The sequence below is a fragment of the Micromonospora sp. WMMC273 genome (assembly GCF_027460285.1).
Classification (GTDB): Bacteria; Actinomycetota; Actinomycetes; order Mycobacteriales; family Micromonosporaceae; genus Micromonospora; species Micromonospora aurantiaca.
The window spans coordinates 1,004,146-1,024,785 of record NZ_JAPZBE010000001.1 but is presented as its reverse complement, the minus strand read 5'-3'; the positions used below and the strand labels follow the sequence as shown (position 1 = coordinate 1,024,785).

General features: G+C 73.9%; 18 protein-coding genes. 3 read left to right on the top strand and 15 right to left on the bottom strand.

From position 1 onward, the window contains the following. Positions 1–3 precede the first annotated feature (3 nt). The 3 genes from O7611_RS04975 to O7611_RS04965 form a co-directional block, all read right to left on the bottom strand. On the bottom strand, positions 4–621 hold the full coding sequence (locus O7611_RS04975) for an HAD-IA family hydrolase (RefSeq protein WP_194799701.1): 618 nt from the start codon (positions 619–621) through the stop codon (positions 4–6). Beyond that, positions 618–4,217, bottom strand: a complete 3,600-nt coding sequence (gene smc / locus O7611_RS04970) for a chromosome segregation protein SMC (RefSeq protein WP_269696285.1) — start codon at positions 4,215–4,217, stop codon at positions 618–620. Before smc ends, O7611_RS04975 begins: the two co-directional genes overlap by 4 nt. Before the next feature lie 315 nt (positions 4,218–4,532). Next, positions 4,533–4,727 carry a hypothetical protein gene (locus O7611_RS04965; protein ID WP_013284566.1) on the bottom strand — a complete coding sequence of 65 codons (195 nt, stop codon included), beginning with the start codon at positions 4,725–4,727 and terminating at the stop codon, positions 4,533–4,535. 372 nt (positions 4,728–5,099) lie between these two features. Between O7611_RS04965 and O7611_RS04960 the strand changes: the two genes are divergently transcribed. Together O7611_RS04960 and O7611_RS04955 are read left to right on the top strand one after the other, a co-directional pair. Next, a complete protein-coding gene (locus tag O7611_RS04960; protein ID WP_194799699.1) occupies positions 5,100–6,269 on the top strand; it encodes a CAP domain-containing protein in 1,170 nt (389 codons plus the stop codon). 77 nt (positions 6,270–6,346) lie between these two features. Continuing rightward, positions 6,347–7,216, top strand: a complete 870-nt coding sequence (locus O7611_RS04955; protein WP_269696284.1) for an endo alpha-1,4 polygalactosaminidase — start codon at positions 6,347–6,349, stop codon at positions 7,214–7,216. Positions 7,217–7,470: 254 nt separating this feature from the next. Here O7611_RS04955 and O7611_RS04950 read toward each other — a convergent pair whose 3' ends face one another. From O7611_RS04950 to O7611_RS04895, 12 genes are all read right to left on the bottom strand, one after another. After that, the gene (locus O7611_RS04950) at positions 7,471–9,684 is read right to left on the bottom strand and encodes an MMPL family transporter (RefSeq protein ID WP_269696283.1); all 2,214 of its coding nucleotides are present in this window, start codon (positions 9,682–9,684) and stop codon (positions 7,471–7,473) included. 239 nt (positions 9,685–9,923) lie between these two features. Then, on the bottom strand, positions 9,924–10,781 hold the full coding sequence (gene mutM, locus O7611_RS04945) for a bifunctional DNA-formamidopyrimidine glycosylase/DNA-(apurinic or apyrimidinic site) lyase (RefSeq protein ID WP_194799696.1): 858 nt from the start codon (positions 10,779–10,781) through the stop codon (positions 9,924–9,926). Continuing rightward, the gene (rnc, locus tag O7611_RS04940; protein ID WP_194799695.1) at positions 10,774–11,562 is read right to left on the bottom strand and encodes a ribonuclease III; all 789 of its coding nucleotides are present in this window, start codon (positions 11,560–11,562) and stop codon (positions 10,774–10,776) included. The genes mutM and rnc overlap by 8 nt, the downstream gene beginning before the upstream one ends. Continuing rightward, the gene (locus O7611_RS04935) at positions 11,559–12,518 is read right to left on the bottom strand and encodes a phosphate acyltransferase PlsX (RefSeq protein ID WP_269698047.1); all 960 of its coding nucleotides are present in this window, start codon (positions 12,516–12,518) and stop codon (positions 11,559–11,561) included. The genes rnc and O7611_RS04935 overlap by 4 nt, the downstream gene beginning before the upstream one ends. A 132-nt stretch (positions 12,519–12,650) precedes the next feature. Continuing rightward, positions 12,651–12,824, bottom strand: a complete 174-nt coding sequence (gene rpmF / locus O7611_RS04930; RefSeq protein ID WP_030500827.1) for a 50S ribosomal protein L32 — start codon at positions 12,822–12,824, stop codon at positions 12,651–12,653. Between the two features lie 5 nt (positions 12,825–12,829). Next, positions 12,830–13,393 carry a YceD family protein gene (locus O7611_RS04925; protein ID WP_135243737.1) on the bottom strand — a complete coding sequence of 188 codons (564 nt, stop codon included), beginning with the start codon at positions 13,391–13,393 and terminating at the stop codon, positions 12,830–12,832. Between the two features lie 124 nt (positions 13,394–13,517). Then, positions 13,518–14,015: a hypothetical protein gene (locus O7611_RS04920; protein WP_135243736.1), complete on the bottom strand. Its 498-nt coding sequence runs from the start codon at positions 14,013–14,015 to the stop codon at positions 13,518–13,520. 263 nt (positions 14,016–14,278) lie between these two features. Continuing rightward, positions 14,279–14,755: a pantetheine-phosphate adenylyltransferase gene (coaD, locus tag O7611_RS04915; protein ID WP_194799694.1), complete on the bottom strand. Its 477-nt coding sequence runs from the start codon at positions 14,753–14,755 to the stop codon at positions 14,279–14,281. After that, the gene (gene rsmD / locus O7611_RS04910) at positions 14,752–15,315 is read right to left on the bottom strand and encodes a 16S rRNA (guanine(966)-N(2))-methyltransferase RsmD (protein ID WP_194799693.1); all 564 of its coding nucleotides are present in this window, start codon (positions 15,313–15,315) and stop codon (positions 14,752–14,754) included. The genes coaD and rsmD overlap by 4 nt, the downstream gene beginning before the upstream one ends. A gap of 80 nt (positions 15,316–15,395) precedes the next feature. Then, entirely contained in the window at positions 15,396–16,331 is a 936-nt protein-coding gene (locus O7611_RS04905) for a serine hydrolase domain-containing protein (protein ID WP_269696282.1), read from the bottom strand. Positions 16,332–16,407: 76 nt separating this feature from the next. After that, positions 16,408–18,609: an ATP-dependent DNA helicase RecG gene (recG, locus tag O7611_RS04900; protein ID WP_194799691.1), complete on the bottom strand. Its 2,202-nt coding sequence runs from the start codon at positions 18,607–18,609 to the stop codon at positions 16,408–16,410. After that, a complete protein-coding gene (locus tag O7611_RS04895; RefSeq protein ID WP_194799690.1) occupies positions 18,606–20,219 on the bottom strand; it encodes a DAK2 domain-containing protein in 1,614 nt (537 codons plus the stop codon). The genes recG and O7611_RS04895 overlap by 4 nt, the downstream gene beginning before the upstream one ends. 209 nt (positions 20,220–20,428) lie before the next feature. Between O7611_RS04895 and rpmB the strand changes: the two genes are divergently transcribed. Further along, entirely contained in the window at positions 20,429–20,620 is a 192-nt protein-coding gene (gene rpmB / locus O7611_RS04890; RefSeq protein WP_011905179.1) for a 50S ribosomal protein L28, read from the top strand. Positions 20,621–20,640 lie beyond the last annotated feature (20 nt).

Sequence of the window (20,640 nt, the reverse complement as noted above, 5' to 3'; positions counted from 1 at the left end):
GGCTCAGTACGCCAGCGCCGCCCGCAGGTACCGCAGGTCGGCCGGGCCGCTCCAACGGTGCGCGGACAGACCCGCCACCCGGGCGCCGGCCACCGCGCGGTCCTCGTCGTCGACGAACAGCACCCGCCCCGGTGGCGTCGCCAGCGCCTCGCAGGCGGCCTGGAAGTACTCCTTCGCCGGCTTGTGCACCCCCACGACCGAGGAGTTGACGATCACGTCCAGCTCCTCGGTCAGGTCCAGCGCGGCCAGGTCGGCGTCGAGCAGGTCAGTGGCGTTCGTGCCCAGCCCGACCCGGATACCGGCGGCACGCACCTCGCGGAGGAACGCCAGCACCTCCGGGTCGACCTCACCGCGGTAGCTCTGCCACTCCTGGACCGCCGCGCGGGCCCGATCCGCGCCGACGGCGGGGGTCAGCGCGTCGGCCACGCTCACCATCCACTGGGCATGGCTGACCTGGCCGGTGAGCACCGGCTGGAGCAGTCCCCAGGACATCGCGATCTCACCGAGGACGCCCTCGGTCAGCCCGTACTCCCGCTCGACGCCGGCGGCCACCGCCGGATCCCAGCGGCGCAGTACGCCGTCGAAGTCCACCAGGAGCGCCGTGGCGCGTTCCCGACTCACTCGCTCGTCACCTGTTCCTCGTCGTCGGCCCGGTTGAGCCGCTGGCTGATCACCTGGGTCACACCGGCGCGCATCGTCACCCCGTAGAGCGCGTCGGCGATCTCCATGGTCCGCTTCTGGTGCGTGATCACGATGAGCTGGCTCTTCTCCCGCAACTGCGCCAGCAGCGTGATCAGGCGGCCCAGGTTCACGTCGTCGAGCGCCGCCTCCACCTCGTCCATGATGTAGAACGGGCTGGGCCGGGCGCGGAAGATCGCCACGAGCATCGCCACCGCGGTCAGCGACCGCTCTCCGCCGGAGAGCAGCGAGAGCCGCTTGATCTTCTTGCCCGGCGGGCGGGCCTCGACCTCGACGCCGGTGGTCAGCAGGTCCTCCGGGTCGGTGAGCACGAGCCGGCCCTCGCCGCCGGGGAACAGCACGGTGAAGACCTGCTCGAACTCCCGTGCGGTGTCCTCGAACGCGCTGGCGAAGACCTCAAGGATGCGGTCGTCCACGTCCTTGACCACGGTGAGCAGGTCGCGCCGGGTCGCCTTGAGGTCCTCCAGCTGCTCGGAGAGGAACTTGTAGCGCTCCTCCAGCGCGGCGAACTCCTCCAGCGCGAGCGGGTTCACCTTGCCCAGCAGGGCCAGTTCCCGCTCCGCCTTGGCCGCCCGCTTCTCCTGCACCGGCCGCTCGTAGCGGACCGGCTCGGGCACCGGCCGGCCCTCCTTCTCGGCGAGCGCCACGTCCGCGTCGGTGGGCGGGACCAGCCGGTCCGGGCCGTACTCGGCGACGAGCGTGGCCACGTCCAGCCCGAAGTCCTCGGCGGCCTTGGCCTCCAGTTGCTCGATGCGCATCCGCTGCTCGGCGCGCGCCACCTCGTCCCGGTGCACCTGGCTGGTGAGCCGTTCCAGCTCGGCGGCGAGGCGCTTGGCCGCGCCGCGTACCTCGGACAGCTCGGCCTCGCGCGCGGCGCGTTCGCGGGCGACGACGTCGCGGTGCTCCTCGGCGCGGGCGATGGAGACGGTGAGCCGGGTGAGCGCCTCGCGGGCGCCGCCGACCACGGCCCGGGCGATCTGGGCGCCGCGCGTGCGGGCCGCGCGCCGGGCCGCGGCGCGCTCCCGCGCCGCCCGTTCGGCGGTCGCCTGCCGGGCCAGCGAGTCGGCCCGCCCGGCGATCGAGGCCACCCGCTCCTCGGCGGTACGCACCGCGAGCCGGACCTCCATCTCGTTCTGCCGTGCCTGCGGCACCAGGGCGGCGAGCTGGTCCCGCTCCTCGGTGGACGGTTCGGCGTCGATCGGGGTGGCCTCGGCCAGCCGCAGCCGTTCCTCCAGCTCGGCCAGCGCCGCGAGGTCCCGTTCCCGGGCCGCCTCGGCGCGGGCCCGGGACTCGCCGAGCCGGTCGGTCTCCGCCTTGGCCGACCGGGCGGCGGCGCCCAGTTCGGCCAGGCGGCGCGCGGCGGCGTTGCGGTGGCTCTCCGCCTCCCGCTTCGCGGCCGCGGCGTGCTGCACCGCCTCCTTGGCGGCGGCCACCTCGGCGCGCGCCTCGGCGAGCTGTTCGCGCAGCTCGGCGGCGGAGCGTTCGGCGGTGGCCCGGTTGGCCCGCGCCTCCTCGACGGCGGCCTGCACCTCGATGAAGCTGGGCGCCTTGGCCGACCCGCCCGCCGCGGCGTACGCACCGACCACGTCGCCGTCGGGGGTGACCGCGCGCAGCTCCGGGTTCGCGGCGACGAGCGCGGACGCGGCGGCGAGATCGTCGACGAGCGCCACGTCGCGCAACGCGCGGTGCACGGCCGGGCGGATCGCCGCCGAGCACTCGACCAGGTCGGGGGCCCAGCGGGCGCCCTCGGGCAGTTTCGGGCGCAGCGCGTCGGCGGGACCGTCCATGCCCGGTCCGGCGGGGCTGCCGACGAGCAGCCCGGCCCGACCGGCGTCGGAGATCTTGAGCAGCCGCATCGCCTCGACCGCCTCGTCCACGCCGCTGACCGCCACCGCGTCGGCCAGACCACCCAGCGCGGCGGCCAGCGCCGCCTCGTCACCGGGCGCGACGGTGAGCAGCCCGGCAAGGCTGCCGAGCAGGCCGGGCACCTGGTCGGCGCGGGCCAGCAGCTCACCGGCACCGTCCTTGCGGCGCAGGCCCATGGCGAGCGCCTCCTCGCGGGCCTTCCAGGTGGCGGCGTCCTTCTCGGCGGCGCGCTCACCGTCGGCAAGGCTGCGCACCGCCGCCTGGGCCCGCTCGTGGACGGCCACCGCCTCGTCGTGCCGGGCGTCCAGGTCGGCGTTGTCCCGGTCCGCCTCGGTCGACTGTTCGGCTACCGCGTCCAGGTCGGCCTGCGCCTTCTCGGCCCGGCCCATCGCGTCGGTGTGCGCGGCGGCGAGCCGTTCGATCTCCTCGCCGGCGCTCGTGGTCCGCGCCCGGGCGGAGTTGACCTGGCCCGTGAGGCGGGCCAGCCCCTCCCGCCGGTCGGCGATCGCCTTGGCCGCGGCGACCAGTTCCCGCTCGGCGGCGGCGAGCTGCCGTTCCAGCTCCTGGCGGTGCTCGACCGCCTCGGCCAGCCGGATCTGGTCGTCGGTGAGCGCGGCGCGCAGCTCCTCCTCCTGCTCGCGTACGCGCCGCGACTCCGCCTCCAGCTGCTCCGGGTCGCGGCCGGGGCGCTCGTCGTCACCGGCGGCGCTGAGGTGACGCAGCCGCTCCCGGGCCAGCTGTTCGATCGAGCGGAACCGCTCCTGGAGCGCGGAGAGGCGGTACCAGGTGTCCTGCGCCGCCGCGAGCAGCGGGGCGTCCTCGGCCAGCGCCGCCTCCAGCTCGCCGAGGCGGCCCTGCACCTCGCCGTGCTCGGCCTCGATCAGCTCGCGCCGCTCGCGCAGCGCCGTCTCGTCGGCGATCTCCTTGTCCAGTGTGGTCCGCAGCGTGTGCAGGTCGTCGGCGAGCAGCCGCAGCCGGGCGTCGCGCAGGTTGGCCTGGATGCCGGCGGCGCGGCGGGCCACCTCGGCCTGCCGGCCCAGCGGCTTGAGCTGGCGGCGCAGCTCGGCGGTGAGGTCGGTCAGGCGGTTGAGGTTGGTCTGCATCGCGTCGAGCTTCCGCAGCGCCTTCTCCTTGCGCTTACGGTGCTTGAGGACGCCCGCCGCCTCCTCGATGAACGCGCGCCGGTCCTCCGGCTTGGCGTGCAGCATGCCGTCGAGCCGGCCCTGCCCGACGATGATGTGCATCTCCCGGCCGATGCCCGAGTCGGACAGCAGCTCCTGGATGTCGAGCAGGCGGCAGGAGTCGCCGTTGATCTCGTACTCGCTCTCGCCGGAGCGGAACATCCGGCGGGTGATGGAGACCTCGGTGTACTCGATCGGCAGCGCGCCGTCGGTGTTGTCGATGGTGAGGGTGACCTCGGCCCGGCCCAGCGGCGCCCGCCCAGCGGTGCCGGCGAAGATGACGTCCTCCATCTTGCCGCCGCGCAGCGCCTTGGCGCCCTGCTCGCCGAGCACCCAGGCGATGGCGTCGACGACGTTGGACTTGCCGGAGCCGTTCGGGCCCACCACGCAGGTGATCCCGGGTTCCAGCTTCAACGTCGTGGCGGAGGCGAAGGATTTGAAGCCCTTCACCGTCAGGCTCTTGAGATGCACCTTCTCGATCCTCGTCCGGTGGCCGCCGTACCGTCGCCGGCTGCGCGGACCTGGTGAACCCGCAGACTAACCCGGGACCGGGGCGCCGCCGCCACGCGACCCACCCGCCGGACCGGCTGTCCGCTTTCCGCCCGGCCGTCGCGGACGGAACGGAAATGCATGATCACAATTACCGGGCGCAATTCCGGGCGCTTCCGCAAGATCGATAATTGCGCCGGCGGCGACGAAAAGGGGTCCACACATGGCTGCGCGCCGGCACTTGAGTGTCGGCGCGCTTTTCGGTGTGGTGCGATTCAGTTTTCCGACAACTGGAGATCAGGTCAGTGCGGGCTCGGCCAGACGGAGGAGGTCATCGGCCTCCGCCGCTGCCGCCGCAAGCCGATCGTTGTCGGCGCGCAGACGCGTGATCTCGAACTCCAGTGCCTGAACCCTGGCACGCAGTCGGGTGACCTCGTCGAGCAGACGCCGGTCGGGCGCTGCACTTACGTGGCCGTAGAGGGCCTTCGCCATGCTGACTCCTTGATGTGCGCTGCCGGAAAGGCCGGCCAACGCGCGCCCATGATGTTCGCGGCTGCCATTCCCACTGCATCGGGGCATGGCTGGGCGCGACTGGCGACACCTACATATTGAGCCGAAAACCCCTCCTTCGTCAAGTTGACCAAGGCCGTAGATCATCTCCACGTCGGCCGGTCCACTCGCCGGGGGGCTGCCAGAAGGCGCGGACACGCTCTGTCCGGACGCCTTTACTGTACGCCGGAAATGCGTGAACGACTCATCCTCGGCGCGGGCTTCGCCTTAACTCTTTCTTAGCCACGTTGCCGCAGCTTGGAGCGCGCCCGTAGCGTCACCCGGGCCCGCAACCGACCCGTGGAGGGGACAGGCGTGTACCGCTGGAACGACCCGATCGAACCGGAGGACGCCCGTCGGCGTCCCGAGCCGCCGACCGACGAGGGTCCGGCGTGGCTCAGCGACCGGCCCGAGCCGCGGTCGTCGTACCTGTTCGGGGACGATGCGCAGCGGGCGCCCGCCGGCCCGGCGCACGCGGGCTACGGCCCGGAGAACGCGCCTCCGGCACCCCGGGACCGGTGGAACGGCGAGGAGCAGCCGACCACCGCATGGCACGGCCAGCAGCCCGCATGGCACGGCCAGGAGCCCGCATGGCAGGGCCGGGAACAGCCCGCCGCCTGGCAGGGGCACGAGCAGCCGGCCGGTGGCTGGGAGCAGCCCACCACGACCTGGCAGCCGGCGACCGACACCCCGGCCGACGACCGGCGGCGCCCGAAGCGGCGCCTGTCCCGGCCGCTCGTGATCGGCGGGGCCGCCGCCGCGGCGACGCTCGTGGTGAGCCTCGGCGTGGGCGCCGTCCTGCTGCCCGGCGACGACCAGGGCACGAAGCGCACCTCGGCCGACGCGCCGGTGGCCGCCGCGCCGCAGGCGCCCGACGGGTCCGATGACGCACCCGCCGACGCGCCCGCGCCGGAGTCGGCGAGCCCGTCCGCCGTACCGACCACCGCCGCGCCGAGCCCGACGAAGAAGGCCACCCCGAAGCCGAGCCGCAGCACCGCCCCGTCGCGGCAGCAGGAACGCAGCAGCGCCCCCGGCGGCGGGTCGAGCAGTGGCGGGTCGAGCGGCGGCTCCACGAGCACCAAGGCCACCGCCACGACCGGGCTGAGCACCGAGCTGCAGAAGGTCGTCACGATCGTCAACCAGGAGCGGGCGAAGGCCGGCTGCAAGGCGCTCACCGTCAACGCCAAGCTGAACCTGGCCGCCCAGCGGCACAGCCAGGACCAGGCCGACCACCAGAAGATGGACCACACGGGCAGCGACGGCAGCCAGCCCTGGGACCGGGTCAAGGCCGCCGGCTACAGCTACCGCATGGTGGGCGAGAACGTGGCCTGGAACTACCAGACCCCGGCGGCGGTCATGGAGGGCTGGATGAACTCCGAGGGCCACCGGAAGAACATCCTCAACTGCTCGTACACCCAGATCGGGGTGGGTGTGGCGCGCAGCAACGGGCCGTACTGGACGCAGGTCTTCGCCACCCCGAGCTGACCGCGCGTCGTGACCGGCCCGGCGCTCGTTGACCGGTCGGGGGCGGCGTCGGGCCGCCCGCGTCCGGGGAGCTGTCGATGCGGATCCGGCCGGTGTGGGCCGTGCCGCACTCCCGGCCGGCCCGCGTCCGCCGACGTGGCCCGCGCCGGGGCGTGGCGCTCGCGCTGACCGCGCTGCTGCTCGCCCCGGTGCCGGCCTGCCGCCGGCCGATCACGCCACCCGGCGCGCCCACGCCCTGGCCGGCCGCGCAGGCCGCCGGCTGGCGGTGGCAGTGGCAGCTCACCTCCCCGGTGGACGTGACTGTCGACGCCGACGTCTTCCTCCTCGACCCGGTGGCGACCACCTCGGCCGAGACCGCCGCGCTGCGCGAGCGGGGCCGCCGGCTGGTCTGCCACGTCCGCGTCGGCACGTACGCCGCCGCCGACCCGGACGCCACCCGCTTCCCCACCGCCGTACGCGGCGCGGTGGTGCCGGGGCGGCCGGGGAGCCGTTTCCTGGACGTACGGGCCTGGGACGCGCTCGCGCCGGTGCTGGCCGACCGGTTCCGGCTGTGCCGGGGCAAGGGCTTCGGAGCGGTGGCGCTCGCCGACGCGGACGGCTACCGGCACCGCTCCGGCTTCCCGCTGGACTTCGACGACCAGCTGCTGTTCCACCGCCGGCTGGCCGGGCTGGCCCGCAAGCTGGGCCTCTCCCCCGGCCTGGTCGACGACGTGCCGCAGGTGGCGGCGCTGGCCCCCGACTTCGACTTCGCGGTCAACCAGGAGTGCGTACGCCGCCGCGAGTGCGCGAAGCTGCTGCCGTTCGCCGACGCCGGGAAGCCGGTCTTCCACGTCGAGTACACCGGCGAGCCGGCGGACTTCTGCGTCACCTCGGTCGGCTACGGCTTCGCCTCGATCCGCAAGGACCGCCGGTTGGACGCCTGGCGGGAGCCGTGCGCCCTGCCGTGACACCCCGCCGCCCCGCCCGCCGGGGAGCGGGGCGCCGATGACGATCATCCAGTACGAAAGCACTCTCCGTGACCCTCAGCGGCGAACAGATGCACGGAAGGCGGTATACCTGAGAGTCATAGTTATGACTCTCAGGTATACCGCGCGAACACGAATGCCTTCTCAGCGGCCGGCACGAGCCGGCGCTGATGTCAAGCTGTTCGGCACCACCGGTTGGGCGCCGGGACCGGGCCCCGGGGCGGGTCCGCTCGGGATCAGCGGACGCCGACCAGCTCCGGTGCCGGGGCGGGCGGCGGCTCGACCGCCGGGACGGGCCGCCGACGGCGCATGAAGCGTGGCGCCCACCAGTTCGCGTCGCCCAGCAGCGTCATCACCGAGGGCAGCACGACCGCCCGGATGATCGTGGCGTCCAGCAGGATCGCCGCCGCCAGGCCGATGCCGAGCTGCTTGAAGTCGATCATGCTGAGCGTGGCGAAGATGGAGAACACCGCCACCATCACCACCGCCGCGCTGGTCACCACGCCGGCCGAGGAGGTGATGCCGTACGCCACCGCCTCCCGGGTGGGCATGCCCCGGTCGACCGCCTCACGGATCCGGCTGACCACGAACACGTGGTAGTCCATCGACAGCCCGAACAGCACCACGAACAGGAACAGCGGCAGCCAGGTGACGATCGCGTCCATCGAGGTGAAGCCGAGCAGCCCTTCCGCCCAGGTGCTCTGGAAGACCAGCACCAGCAGCCCGTACGCGGCGCCGGCGGAGAGCAGGTTCAGCACGATCGAGGTCAGCGCCACCACGATCGACCGGAACGTCCACGCCATCACCAGGAACGTCAGCGCCAGCACGAACGCCGCGACGATCGGCAGCTTCGCCCAGATGTGGGCGGCGTAGTCCTCGCTGGCGGCCACGCCGCCGCCGACCGCGTACTCCACGCCCGGGATGCCGCCGAGCGTGGCCGGGACCAGGTCCTCGCGCAGCTCGTGCAGCGACCGGGACGCCTCGTCTGAGCGGCTGGCATGCGGCGTGGCCACCTCCAGCACCGACACCCGCCGGTCCGCCGACACCTGGATCTCCGGGCCGTCCCCCTCGGCCGGCGCGAAGAGCGGGTCGGCGGCGGTACGGCCGGCCAGGTCGGTGAGCGCGGCCCGCACCCGGTCGGCCTGCTCGGCGGGCGCCCGCACGGCGACCGTGTGGCTGGTGCCGTTGCTCGGGAAGGCCGCGGTGAGCCGGTCGTACGCCTGCATGGCGGCGGTGGTGCGCGGCACGTCCTCCGGGCCGGGGAACTTCAGCTTCATGCCGAGCGCGGGCGCGGCGAGCGCGAGCAGCAGCGCGACCGAGATCAGCAGCGTGGCCACCGGCGCGCGCAGCGCCGGCTTGAGCACCGCCGGCCAGAACCGGGGCCGGGCCGGCTGTCCGTTGCGTGGCGCGGTGAGGCGCCACAGCAGCGGCACCCGCGGCCGGTCCACCCAGCGGCCCAGCTTCGCCAGCAGCGCCGGCAGCACTGTGAGCGAGCCGATCACCGCGACCGCCACCACCAGGATCGAGCCGACCGCCAGCGACGAGAAGATCGCGTCCTGGGCGAGCAGCAGACCCCCCATCGAGATGATCACGGCGGTGCCGGAGACCACCACGGCGTGCCCGGAGGTCTCCGCCGCGATCTCCACCGCGTCCAGGCCGGATCGGCCCTTCGCCCGTTCCTCCCGCTCCCGCCGCACGTAGAACAGCGAGTAGTCCACGCCGACCGCCATGCCGATCAGCAGGATGACGCTGGCCGTGGTGTCGGTGGCCGGCACCAGGTGCGAGGCGAGTGTGGAGAGACCCATCGCCGCGGCCACCGAGGAGAGCGCCAGCAGCACCGGCACCCCGGCGGCGATCAGCGCGCCGAACGCGATGATCAGGATGGCCAGCGTCACCGGCAGGCTGAGCAGCTCGGCGCGCTTGAAGTCCTTGCCGAGCGTGTCGTCGAGCGCCTTGTCGATCGACGGGCCGCCCACCTGCTCCACCCGCAGCTGCGGGTGCGCGTCCTGCACCTTCGCGGTGGTGTCCCGCAGCGGCTGCACCCGGTCCCCGGCGGTGCCCGGGTCGCCCGACATGGTGATCGGCACCAGCAGCGCGCTGCCGTCGCGCGACGGCATCGGCGTACCGATCGCGGCCACGCCGTCGACCTGCCGCAGCCGGTCCGCCGCGTCCTGCGCCGCGACCTTCGCGGCGGCCTGGTCGAGCGAACCCGAGCGGGCGGTGATCAGCACGTTCTCGGTCGCCGGCCGGTCGAACCCGCCACTGTCGACGATCAGCTGTGCCCGTCCGAACTCGCCGATCGCCTGATCCTCGTCGGTCGCCTCGTTCAGCCCGGCGGCGCTGCCGCCCACGAAACACACCGCCACGAAGACCACCCACAACGCGATCGCGCGCCACGGATGCTCCGCACTCCACCGTGCCAGCCGCACGGTCACCGGTCGCCTGCCCATGTCCCGGGTTCCACCCTCCTGATGCCGGCCCTGTGCCGACCCCAGATGACGCTAGGCAGCGGGCGGGGCCCCGACATCGGGGAACGGCCCCCGCTCGTCCCCGATCCGCCGGGCGAGGTCCGCGCGGCCGGAACCGGCCCCGCGGACCGGGCGGAAAAGGGCATCTCCGGGTACGCTCCGGCGCGTCTCCGGGGACCGTCGGACGATGCACACCGGCGCAACCCCGAATCGGCTCGGGGTCATCCCCGGAGGGTGCCCCGGGGCCGCGGCTGGCATCGCGGGCAGCTGTAGGAGGACCGGTTCATGAACGCCTCCCGCCGGATCGGCGCGCCGCAGCGCGGGCACGGCTCACCCTCCCGGCCGTACGCGTTCAGCGACCTGTCGAAGTAGCCGCTCTCGCCGTTGACGTTGACGTACAGCTCGTCGAAGCTGGTGCCGCCCTGTTTGATCGCCTCGGCGAGCACGTCCCGCACGTGCCCGAGCAGCCGCAGCGCGGCCGGACGGGTGAGCGCGTCGGCCGGGCGGGTGCCGTGCAGCTTCGCCCGCCACAGTGCCTCGTCGGCGTAGATGTTGCCCACCCCGGAGATCAGCGTCTGGTCGAGCAGCGCGCGTTTGACCTCCGTACGCTTGCGCCGCAGCGCCGCCACGAACGCCTCGTCGGAGAACTCCGGGTCCATCGGGTCGCGGGCGATGTGGGCGATCTCGGCGGGCAACTCCGCCCCGCCTTCGGACACGGACAGCCCGCCGAACGTGCGCTGGTCGACGAAGCGCAGCTCCGGCCCGTCGTCGGCGAACCGGAACCGGACCCGCAGGTGCAGTTCGTCGGCCGCGCCGACCGGCTGCAGCAGCAGCTGGCCGGACATGCCGAGGTGGCCGATCACCGCGTCGCCACTGTCCAGCGGCAGCCAGAGGTACTTGCCGCGGCGGCGTACCCCGGTGATCGTCCGGCCGGCGAGCACGTCGGCGAAGTGCGCGCGGCCGGGCGCGTGCCGGCGTACCGCCCGGGGGTGGCGCACCTCGACGGCGGCGATCCGCCGGCCGATCACCCACTGGGCGAGGCCCACCCGGACGGTCTCGACCTCGGGCAGCTCAGGCACGGCCGGCGCCCGCCTCCACGTCGGAGGTGTCGCTCGTCTCCGCCTCCGCCTGCGCCGCCGCCTCGGCCTCGGCCTGCTCGGTGAGCATCCGCCAGGCCGACTCGGCCGCGCGCTGCTCGGCCTCCTTCTTGCTGCGCCCCTCCGCGCCGCCGTAGCGGTTGCCGGCCACCACCACCCAGGCGGTGAACGTCTTCAGGTGATCCGGTCCGGTGCCCTCGATCCGGTACTCGGGCACGCCGAGCCCGAGCGCGGCGGTCAGCTCCTGGAGGCTGGTCTTCCAGTCCAGCGCCGCGCCCCGGCCCGCCGACTCGGCCATCAGCGGGTCGAACAGCCGGTGGATGACGATGGCGGCGGTGTCCAGGCCGTACTGGAGGTAGATCGCACCCAGCAGCGCCTCCAGCGTGTCGGCCAGGATGCTCGCCTTGTCCCGTCCGCCGGTCGCCTCCTCGCCCTTGCCGAGCAGCAGGTACGCGCCCAGCCCGTCCGGGCCCAGGCCACGCGCCACGTCGGCGAGCGCCCGCATGTTGACCACGCTGGCGCGCAGCTTCGCCAGCTGCCCCTCGGGCAGGTCCGGGTGGTTGTGGAACAGGGCTGTGGTGATCACCACGCCGAGCACCGAGTCGCCCAGGAACTCCAGCCGCTCGTTCGTGGGCAGGCCGCCGTTCTCGTACGCGTACGAGCGGTGGGTCAGCGCGCGTTCCAGCAGTTCCGGGTCGAGCGACACCCCGAAGGCCGCCTCCAGGTGGCCGACGGGAGCACGCCGCCGCTTGTCGTTGGTCATGGTGCTACCTCGGTGTCGTGTCGGTCAGGTGCGAGATCGTGCGGGATGTCCGCGAGCAGGGAACGGACCGTCGCGGCGGCGTCGCGGCGCCACAGGTGAGCGGCGAGCGCGATACCGGAGGCGACGTCCTCGGAGCCGGCCGCGCCGTGGCACACGACCACGGTGCCGCCCACCCCGAGCAGGGCCGCGGCGCGCGGGGCGCCGCCGCGTGCGGGTGGGCCGCCGGCCAGGGCGTACGCGCCCTCGATGGCCTTGAGCAGGACGTTTCCGGTGAAGCCGTCGGTCACCACGACGTCGGCGCGGGCGCCGAGCGAGATGTCGTACCCCTCGACCAGGCCGACGTAGCGGCCGTCGCAGGGCAGCGGCGCGGCGGCGAGCGCGGGCGCGGCGACGCGGCGCAGCCGGTCGCCCTTGCCCGTCTCGTGGCCGACGGAGAGCAACCCGACGCGGGGTGCGGTGACGGCGTGGGCCACCGACGCGTAGGCGGCGCCGAGGAGGGCGTGCCGGGCCAGCGTGGCCGGGCCGGGTTCGAGCGTGCCGCCGACGTCGAGCAGCACCACCGGCCCCTCGACGGCCGGCAGCGTGGCGGCGAGCGCCGGGCGGCGGATCCCGGTCCAGCGGCCGAGGCCGAGCGCGGCGGCGGTGACAGTGGCGCCGGTCGAGCCGGCGGAGACGACCGCGTCGGCGAGTCCGTCGCGGACGGCCTGCACGGCGGTGCGGACAGTGCTCTCGCCGCGGGCGGCGGTGGGATGGTCGGCCATGCCGACGGCGGTCCGCACCGGGCGGACCGTGACCCGGGCGCGCTGGGCCGGTTCGAGCGCACCGATCAGCTCGTCGGCCACCTCGATCGGGCCGACGAGCAGCAGGTGCAGGGCGGGATCCGTGCGTACCGCTCGCAGAGCGCCGTCAACCACGACGGCGGGAGCATCGTCCCCGCCGAGGAGGTCGACGGCGATCCGCGCGGTGCCCGGCTCCGACGGTCCGCCGGCCGGAAGCCGGTCGGCGGTGGCGGGAGCCGGGGCACCGGGCGAGAGCCTTGGTGCGCGCGTCACCCGACCGGTGGTCGGGGACGTCACTCGGCGGCCGGGTCAGACCTCGAGGACCTGACGGCCGTTGTAGGTGCCGCAGACGGAGCAGGCGGCGTGCGGCAGCTTGGCCGACTTGCACTGCGGGCAGGCCACGGTCGCCACCGCCGAGGCCTTCCAGTTCGCCCGGCGGGCGCGGGTGTTGCTGCGCGACATCTTGCGCTTGGGGACGGCCACGGTTCTTACTCCTCTGTACGGGTCAGTTGCGTCAGGCTCGCCCAACGCGGGTCGACCTGCTGATGGCTGTGGTCGGCCGGCAGATCGTCCCAGTGCACCCCACACTCGGGGCACAGGCCTGGGCAGTCCTCCCGGCAGAGCGGGTTCGTCGGCAGCGCCAGCACCACCGCGTCCCGCAACGCCGGTTCCAGGTCGATCAGATCGCCCTGCATCCGGCCCACCTCGTCCTCCTCGGTCGTGTCGTCCGTGGTGCTGTTCTCGTACGCGTACAGCTCCTGGATCGTCACGGCCAACGAGTCGTCGATCTCGCGCAGGCAGCGGCCGCACTCGCCCTTGACGGGACCGGTGACGGTCCCGGAGACGAGTACGCCCTCGGACACCGACTCCAACCTCAGGTCGAGGTCGAGGTCCGCGCCCTCCGGCACGCCGATCAACTCCACGCCGAGGTCCGCCGGTGCCGGCACGACCCGCTTGTGCGTACGCAACGCGCCAGGTCGGCGCGGCAGTTCCCTCGTGTCGAGGACCAGCGGCGACCTGGGGTTGAGTGTGCTTGGCGAGTGTTTGGGCATAGTCAGACTCCGGCCGTTGAGAGGCCGACAAAGAAGGTTACCTGCCAGACGGGCGGACCGTCGAACCGGGGGCTCGCCTCCGGCCCGGCGGGAGCCGGCTGTCGGCGACCGGCCCGCGCGCCGCTCAGAAGGGTAGCGGGCGGTCCGCCTCGTCCCCGCCGAAGGTCCCGATCTCGCGCAGCGCGTGCATCTTGTCCCGGCCGCGCTCTATCGAGGCCAGCGCCCGGGTGAGGAACTGTTCGAAGTTCGCCAGCGCGGTGTCGACGTAGTCGTCCACCTCCTCGCGGAGGCGCTGCGCCTCGGCCCGCGCCTCGGCGATGATCCGCGCGCCCTCGTGCTCGGCCGAGACGGTGATCTCGTTGACCGAGACGAGCCGGGCGTGTTCCGCCTCACCCTCGCTGATGATCCGGTCGGCCTCGCGCTTGCCGGCCTCCATGATCTTGTCCCGCTCCTCCAGCAGCGCGGCGGCCCGGCGCAGGTCGGCGGGCAGCTCCGCGCGCAGCTCGTCGAGCGCGGCGATCATCTCGCCCCGGTCGACCATGCAGTTGTTGCGCGACATCGGGACGGAGCGGGCCTGCTCCACCATGGCGATCAGTTCGTCGATGCGATCGAGCGGGTCCACCGGTACCTCACTCCTGTCTTCGTCGGCCGCCCTCCATCATGCGGCCTCGCGCCCGGTCTCGGCGTTGCAGACATCATGTCGCGCCCGAGCCACAACCGCCCCACCCGCCCCACCCGGCGCGTCGCCCCGCCCTCACCCTCCCCGTCCCCTCTCCCCGGCGATCTTGCACTTGCGGCCCGGCGTCCGTCCCTTGCGGGAGGAATGTCCGGGCCGAAACTGCAAGATCGCGGGGGTGGGTGGGCGGAGGGAGGGTGAGACGGGGGTCAGGGGCGGAGGCGGGCGGTCAGCTGGGCGCGGACCAGGTCGGGGACGTGGGCGGAGATGTCGCCGCCCCACTTCGCCACGTCCTTGATCAGGCTGGACGAGATGAACGAGTAGAGCGGGTTGGTCGGCATGAAGAGCGTCTCCACGCCGGCCAGGCCGATGTTCATCTGGGCCATCTGCAACTCGTAGTCGAAGTCGCTCACCGCGCGCAGGCCCTTGATCAGCACACTCGCCTGCTGCGCCCGGCAGAAGTCGACGAGCAGGCCGCGGAACGACTCCACCCGGACGTTGTCGTACGAGGCGGTGACCTCGTGGAGCATGTCGATCCGCTCCTCGACCGTGAACAGGCCCTGCTTGGACTGGTTGACCAGCACTCCGACGATCACCTCGTCGAACAGCCGGCTGGCCCGGCCGATGATGTCGAGGTGTCCGTTGGTGACCGGGTCGAACGAGCCCGGGCAGACCGCACGTCTCATGATCGGCGACCGTACCAAAGAGTGGTCTCGCCGTAACGTCTGCTGCGCTCCGGAGTGACACCTTCCACCCACGTGACCGGTCCGGTACGGCTGGACCGCTCGACGATCACCAGGGCGTCCGGTGCGAGCCAGCCGCCGTCGACCAGCGCCGCCAGCATCGCGGTGATCTCCGCGTCCGGCACCGCGTACGGCGGATCGGCGAAGACCACGTCGTACGGCCCGCCGTCCGGACCCGCCGCCAGCACGGTCGCGACCCTGCCGGTGACCAGGCGCGCGGCCGGCGCGGCCCGCAGCGCGGCGATGTTCTCCCGGATCACCCGGGCGGCCCGCGCGTCGGACTCGACGAGCAGCACGTGCGCCGCGCCCCGGGACAGCGCCTCCAGACCGACCGCGCCGGAACCGGCGTACAGGTCGGCGAAGCGCGCCCCGTCCAAATCGACGTGGGAGTGCACGGCGCTGAACAGCGCCTCGCGGACCCGGTCGGAGGTGGGCCGGGTGCCGGCACCCGGCGGCGCGGCGATCCGCCGGCCGCCGAGCGTGCCGGCCACGATCCGGGTCACCGTCGCTCCCTGTGCATGCCCCGACGCTACGCGACGCGCCGAGCACCCGGCCGGCGCGCCCTCGCCGTGCGTACGGGCGGTCAGACCGCGTCGAGCGCCCACGTGATCGTTCGCGGATCGACCTCGGCCCGGTTGGTCAGCAGCACGAGCCGCTGGTCGGTGTCGGGCAGCCAGGCGGCGAACGCCTTGTAGCCGCCGTTGTCCCCGGAGTGGTGCAGCGCCCGCCGGCCGGCCAGCGGGCCGACGAAGAAGCCGTAGCCGTACGCCTCGTCGGGTCGCCCGGTGGGCGCGTGCGGCGCGGTCATCGCCGCCACCGAGGCCGCGCCGAGCAGCCGGCCCCGGCGCGGTACGTCCAGCCAGGTGAGCAGGTCCGCCCCGGTGCTCCAGACGTCACCCGCGCCCAGGCTGACCGTCGTCAGGTCCCAGGACGGCACCGGACGGCCGCCCTCGTGCCCGATCGCCACGTCCGCTCGCCCGTCGCCGGAACCGGCGAAGCTACGAGTCATGCCCAGCGGCGCGAAGACCTCCTCGGCGAGGAAATCGGCGTACGGCCGGTCGGCCACCCGTTCGACGGTCCGGGCCAGCAGCACGTAGCCGGGGCTGCTGTAGTGCCACGCGGTTCCGGGCCGGAACAGCGGCGGCAGCGCCGCGAACCGGTCGAGCAGTTCGTCCGGCTCGGCCGGCCCGTGCAGGTCGATCGCCGGGTAGTCCTCCCAGTGGCCCAGGCCCGACGTGTGGGTGAGCAGGTGGTGCAGCGTGATGCCGGACCATTGTGGCGGCGGCGTGCCGGGCAGCCGGCGTACCACCGGGTCGGACAGGCTCAGCGCTCCCCGCTCGGCGAGCAGCAGCACCGCCACGGCGGCCATCTGCTTGCTGATCGAGGCGATCTGGAACCGCGTCGCCGCGGTGCACCGCCGGCCGGACGCCTCGTCGGCGACGCCGGCCACCCGGTCCACCACGTGGTCGTCGCCCCGGGTCAGAAGCAGCACGCCGTGTTCGAGTGATGGTGTCGACATCTGCGCGAGCCTAGGCACGCGACGCCCGTGCCGCAGTCCCGCGACGCCGCACCGGGGCGCCGGCCGGGCCCGCGCGTCAGCCCTTCTCCAGGTATTCGGCGCGCTCCTCGTCGACGAGCGCGGCCACCGACGCCGCGAGCGCCGGGTGCCGAGCCAGATCCGGGTCGTCCTCGACCAGTTCGATCGCCTCGGCCCGCGCGTCGCGGATCAGCTCGGTGTCGCGCAGCAGCGACAGCAGCCGCAGGTGCGAGCGCCGGCCGGACTGGGTGGCGCCCAGCACGTCACCCTCGCGGCGCTGCTCCAGGTCGAGCTCGGCGAGCTTGAACCCGTCGGTGGTGGAGGCGACCGCGTCCAGCCGTTCCCGCGCGGACGAGCCCTCGGCCGCCTCGGTGACAAGCAGGCACAGACCGGCCGCCGAGCCCCGGCCCACCCGGCCGCGCAACTGGTGCAGCTGGGAGACTCCGAACCGGTCGGCGTCCAGCACGATCATCACCGTCGCGTTCGGCACGTTCACGCCGACCTCGACCACTGTGGTCGCGACCAGCACGTCCAGCTCGCCGTCGGCGTACGCGCGCATCACCGCGTCCTTCTCGTCCGCCGGCAGCCGCCCGTGCAGCACCCCGATCCGCAGGCCGTGCAGCGGCCCCTCGGCCAGCAGCGGGGCCACCTCGGTCACCGCCAGCGGCGGGCGCCGGCCGTTGTCGTCCTCCCGCGGCGCCTCCTCGTCCGACACCGGCCCCTCACCGATCCGCGGGCACACCACGTACGCCTGGTGGCCCTTCGCGACCTCCTCGCGCAACCGGCGCCAGGCCCGGTCGAGGAACGCCGGCTTCTCGGCGGCCGGGACCACGTGCGAGGCGATCGGCGAACGGCCCTGCGGGAGCTGGGACAGCGTGGAGGTCTCCAGGTCGCCGTAGACGGTCATGGCCACGGTGCGCGGGATCGGTGTCGCGGTCATCACCAGCACGTGCGGCGGCTGCTCGGCCTTGGCGCGCAGCGCGTCGCGCTGCTCCACGCCGAAGCGGTGCTGCTCGTCCACCACCACCAGGCCGAGGTCGTGGAAGTCGACGCCCTCGTAGAGCAGGGCGTGCGTGCCGAGCACGATGCCGGCGCGGCCCTCGGCCACCTCGGCCAGCGCCCGGCGCCGGGCCGCCGCGCCGAGCGAACCGGTGATCAGTTCGACCCGCGTGGCGTCCTCGGCGGCGCCCAGCTCACCGGCCCGGCCGAGCGGGCCGAGCAGGTCGAGGATGCCCCGGTGGTGCTGAGCGGCGAGCACCTCGGTCGGGGCCAGCAACGCGGCCTGTCCACCGGCGTCGACCACCTGGAGCATGGCGCGCAACGCCACCACCGTCTTACCGGAGCCCACCTCGCCCTGGAGCAGCCGGTGCATCGGGTGCGGCCGGGCCAGGTCGGCGGCGATCTCCCGCCCGACGACCTGCTGGCCGGAGGTCAGCTCGTACGGCAGCCGCGCGTCGAACGCGTCGAGCAGGCCGCCCGCCTTCGCCGGCCGGGCCCGTCCCGGGGACGCCGCCGCCCGCTGCTTGCGCTGCACCAGCGTGAGCTGCACGGCGAACGCCTCGTCCCACTTCAGCCTGCGGCGGGCCCGGTAGAGCGCCTCCTTGCTGGTCGGACGGTGGATCTCACGCAACGCGGTGCCGATGTCGGCCAGGTTGCGGGTGGCCCGCACGGTGGCCGGCAGCGGGTCCTCCGGCGGGGTGAACGTGTCGAGCACGACGCGGACGCAGCGGGCGATCACCCAGGTCGGCACCGCCGCCGCGGCCGGGTAGACCGGGATCAGCGCCCCGGCGAACTCCTCGACCTCCTCGTTCGCCGCCGCCTCGCCCTCGCCGCCCTCGCCGAGCAGGACGTACTCCGGGCCGTTGAGCTGCCGCTTGCCCCGGAACTCGGTCACCTTGCCGGCGAACAGCCCCCACCGGCCGGGCCGCAGCTCCCGCTCGCGCCACGCCTGGTTGCCGAAGAACGTGCAGGTGAGCACGCCGCCGGAACCGTCGCCGACGGTGACCTCCAGCAGGTTGCCGCGCCGCTGGCGCATCGGGCGCACGGCGGTGCGCTGCACCTGGGCGAGCACTGTGACCTGCTCCCCCACGTCGAGCGAGCGGATGTCGGTGTGCTCGCCGCGCTCGTCGTACCGGCGCGGGAAGTGGTAGATCAGGTCGCCCGCGGTGTGCAGGTCGAGATGCCCGGCCAGCGCCTTCGCGGTGCGCTCGCCGACCAGCTTCTTCAGCGGCGTGTCCACAGTGGCCGCTTCACCAGTCATTCGACCCCCACCAGGAGCGGATAGTGCGGCTGCCCGCCCTCGTACGCCTGCACCTCGACGAACGGCCAGGCCCCCTCGACGTGCGCGCGGACCCGGTCGGCCAGCCCGGCCGGCGCGTCAGCGCCGCAGAGCAGCGTGACCAGTTCGCCGCCACCGCCGAGCATCCGGTCCACCACTGCGGTGCAGGTGTCGACCAGATCCTGCCCGATCAGGTGCACCTCGCCCTCGACCAGGGCCAGCACGTCACCCGGGCGGGCCGGGCCGGCGACGGTGAGCGCCTCCCGGGCGGCGTGGCAGACCTCGGCGTACCGGCAGGCGCCGGCCGCCTCGGCCATCGCGATCACGTCGTCCTCGAACCGCCGCTTCGGATCGCGGACGGCGAGCGCCGCGAGCGCCTGCACCGGTGAGCGGGTGGGCACCACGCTCACCTTCACGCCGAGGCCGTGCGCCTCCCGGGCTGCCGCGCTCGCCACGGACTGGGTGTTCGGGTCGTTCGGCAGCACCACCACCCGGGCGGCGCCGGTGGCCCGGATCGCGTCGAGCAGTTCACCGGTGGACGGGTTGGCGGGCACCACGACGGCGCCCTCGGCGGCGAACAGCTCCGCGATGCCCGCGCCGGTGGCGACCACCACGGCGGCCCGCCCCTCCGGCAGCGGCACCTGCGGCCCGGGCGCCGGGGCGGTCTGGTCGGCGAAGCGGGTCACGCTGATCCGGTGCGGGCGGCCGGCGACCACGCCTGCCTCGACCGCCGCCCCGATGTCGTTGACGTGCACGTGCACGTTCCAGGTGCCGGCGCCGTCGCCGACGATCGCGAGGGAGTCGCCGAGCGCGTCCAGCTCGGCGCGCAGCCGGGTCACCGCGTCGTCGCCTGCGTCGAGCAGATACTGCACCTCGTAGGCGTACGCGTCGGAGCCGCTCTCCCGCACGGAGGTGACCGGCGCGCGGCGGGCGGGCGGCGCGGGCGCCGGCCGGCCCGGGCTCTCCCCCGTGATCACCTCGACCAGCGCGTCCAGCAGCAGGCACAGGCCGCGCCCGCCGGCGTCGACGACGCCCGCGCGGGCCAGCTCCGGCAACTGCTCGGGGGTACGCGCCAGCGCGTGCGCCGCCGCCTCGCTCGCGGCCCGGGCCACGGCGCGCAGGTCGTCGCTGTCCGCCCGGCGAGCCGCATGCGCCGCGGCGGCGACCACACTCAGCAGCGTGCCCTCGACCGGCCGGGCGACAGCGGCGTAGGCGGCGGTGGTGGCGTCGGCCAGCGCGTCGGCGAGCTGCCGCCCGCGCACCGCGGGCACGGCGGCGAGCGTGTCGGCGAGACCGCGCAGGATCTGCGAGAGGATCACCCCGGAGTTGCCGCGTGCGCCGAGCAGCGCGCCCCGGGCCATCAGCCGCAGCGCGTGCCCGTGCGGGGTGTGCCCGTCGTCGGGGAGGGTGCCGAGGTCCATCGCCAGGGCCTGCTGGGCCGAGGTGAACGTGAGCACCAGGTTGGTGCCGGTGTCGCCGTCGGGCACCGGGTAGACGTTCAGGTCGTCGATCTCGCCCTGGTGGGCCCGGAGGGCGGTCAGCCCGCTCGCGCACCAGCGGCGTACCGCTGCGGCGTCGAGGGTCTCCAGCACGTCGGGAAGCCTACTGGCGCACACCGACACGCGCCGGGGTCGTCGCCGCGTGTCCGCCCCGGCGGACGGCCCGGCCGGGACGCCGGTACGCTGGGTGGGCTCGCGAAAGGGCCGGTTGGGCGTACCGACTGTCATCGGGTAACCTGACCAGGTTGCCCGGGCAGCGCCTGGCGGCGACCTCATGAACGTTTCAATCCCAGGAGTATCCCGTGGCTAGCGTGTGCGACGTCTGTGGCAAGGGGCCGGGCTTCGGCCACAACGTGTCCCACTCGCACCGGCGGACCAACCGCCGCTGGAACCCGAACATCCAGTCGGTGCGCACCCCGGCCGGTGGCGGCAACACCAAGAAGTTGAAGGTCTGCACCTCGTGCATCAAGGCCGGCAAGGTCACCCGCGCCTGACGCGGTAGCGCCACCGGAAC